Source organism: Streptomyces sp. NPDC005811, assembly GCF_040630405.1.
Classification (GTDB): domain Bacteria; phylum Actinomycetota; class Actinomycetes; order Streptomycetales; family Streptomycetaceae; genus Streptomyces.
Window position 1 is genome coordinate 1 of the sequence record NZ_JBEXXK010000137.1, and the last position, 1,879, is coordinate 1,879.

The 1,879-nt window shown below is 69.0% G+C and carries 1 protein-coding gene; it reads left to right on the forward strand.

What is annotated here, in order from left to right; translation table 11 throughout:
- Positions 1–1,836 (forward strand): recombinase family protein (locus ABZ490_RS52100; protein WP_359008101.1); only part of this gene is annotated, 1,836 nt, incomplete at its 5' end.
- Positions 1,837–1,879 lie beyond the last annotated feature (43 nt).

Genomic DNA, 1,879 nt, shown 5'->3' on the forward strand with positions numbered 1-1,879 from the left:
CAGTTGCTGGAACTGTGCGCGTTGTCGGGGACGCTGCTGGCCGACCCGGACGGTGTCTATGACCCCGCCGAGCACAACGACCGGCTCCTGCTCGGACTGAAGGGGACGATCAGCGAGGCCGAACTCCACCTGATCAAACAGCGGTTGTGGAGCGGGCGGATCAGCAAGGCCCGCCGTGGTGAACTCGCCGTGCCGTTGCCAGTCGGCTATATCCGCCGGCCCGATGGGACGGTCGAACTGGACCCGGACGAGCAGGTCCAGAGCGTGGTCCGGCTGGTCTTCGACCTGTTCGACGAGCTCGCCACTCTCAACGCGGTGCTGCGGTACTTCGTCGACCACGGACTTCAGCTGGGCATCCGGGTTCGTGAAGGGGCCGGGCGGGGTGACCTGCAGTGGCGCCGGCCCAGCCGGATCGCGCTGCAGAACATGCTCCGCCACCCGATCTATGCCGGTGCCTACGTCTACGGCCGCAGCAAACTCGATCCGCGGCGTCGCCAGGAGGGCCGCCCGTTCACCGGCCGGGTCCGCCGGCCCCGCGAGGACTGGCTGGTCTACTTGCCCGACATGCTGCCCGCCTATATCGACATCGCGCGCCATGAACGCAACCTGGCCCGGCTCGAGGCGAACCGGGCCAGGTCCGAGAGCATGGGCTCGTTGCGAGACGGGCCCGCGCTGCTGGGCGGCCTCGTCTTCTGCGGCCGTTGTGGCACCCGCATGACTGTGCACTATCAGCGCGGACCCCAGGGGCGGTTGCGGCCGGGCTACGAATGCTCCCGGGCCAAGGCCGACTACGGCGGGTCGCTGTGCCAGACACTGGCCGGCACCTGTGCGGACCGCTTCGTGACCGGCCTGCTCATGACCGCGCTGGCCCCGGCCGCACTCGAGGTCTCCCTCCAGGCCGCCGGGCAGGCCCAGCAGCGGCGCGAGCAGGTCGAGCGGATCTGGCGGCAGCGTCTGGAACGTGCCCAGTACGCCGTCGACCGGGCCCGGCGCCAGTACCAGTTGGCCGAGCCCGAGAACCGCCTGGTCGTGCGTGAGCTTGAGCGGAACTGGGAGAACGCGCTGGCCGAGCAGCGGAACCTGGCCGAGGAGTACGATCGCTTCACCGCCGCCCGGCCCCGCACGCTGACCACTGAAGAGCGTGAGCGGATCCGTGCCCTGGCCAGCGACATCCCGGCTATCTGGGCAGCCGCGACGACCACTGACGCAGATCGCAAACAGCTCCTGCGTCACCTGGTCGATAAGGTGAGCCTCGCCGTCGTCGGAGACAGCGAGCGGGTCAGCGCTGAGATCACCTGGGCCGGAGGACACCGCACGAACGGCGAGTTCGTCCGACCCGTCGCCCGCCTGGACCAGCTCAGCTACTACCCCCGCCTGGCAGCCCGCGCCCGTGCACTCGCCCAGAGCGGCCACGCCGCGGCCGCCATCGCGGACATCTTGAACAGCGAAGGATTCCGCCCGCCCAAGCGCCGTGAACGCTTCGGAGCCGAGGGGATCCGTCATCTCCTGCAGGATCTGGGCTGTGTCAGCCGCCGCGAACGAGCCCTCCGCAGGACCCGCCCTGCACTGGGCCCCGGCGAGTGGCGGCTGACCGACCTCGCCCGGGAGCTCGGCATCCCGCGCGTCACCCTCTACGGGTGGCTCACCCAAGGCCGGGTCACCGGCCACCAGGCCGACGACGCACATCATTCTTGGATCATCCAAGCCGACGCAGCCGAAATCGACCGGCTCCGCGCGCTCCATCAGCAGTCCCGCGGCCACCAGCCCCGACAAGCCTGGCTCGACCACCAGAAGACCGCAATAATCCAAAACGATGAAGGAGAACAGCGACAGTGAAGCCAAGTCACGACTATGACAGCAGTCTGGCTTGCTCCTCTCG